This window comes from Seonamhaeicola marinus (genome assembly GCF_008085455.1).
This window is the reverse complement of sequence record NZ_VSDQ01000155.1, coordinates 1-386: the sequence shown is the minus strand read 5'-3', so window position 1 is coordinate 386 and position 386 is coordinate 1. Positions and strand designations below refer to the sequence as shown.

Below are 386 nucleotides of genomic sequence, written 5' to 3'. Positions count from 1 at the left end.
TTTAATTCAATATCCTTAAATTCTAATTCTTCTTTATGAAGTACCGCATCAGCTGGTTCTCCTTTATATTCCCAAGCAGATACAAATGCAAAATCTTTATCATTACGCTTTGCCTCGCCTTTTTGAGGTCCTGATTCTTCAGCAGATTCTTCTCTAAAATGTCCACCACAAGATTCTTCTCTTGTTAAAGCATCTTTAGCAAATAATTCACCTAACTCTAAAAAGTCTGCAACGCGTCCTGCTTTTTCTAATTCAGGATTCATTTCATTTGCGCCACCAGGCACTGATACTTCTTTCCAAAATTCTTCACGGATGGCTTTAATTTCAACCATAGCTTCTTTTAAGCCTTGTTCATTTCTAGACATACCGCATTTATCCCACATTAC

The 386-nt window shown here is 36.5% G+C and carries 1 pseudogene; it reads right to left on the bottom strand.

Going from position 1 to position 386, the window contains the following annotated elements:
- Positions 1-386 (bottom strand): annotated as a pseudogene (locus FUA24_RS01210) (fumarate reductase/succinate dehydrogenase flavoprotein subunit); the annotation flags it as partial.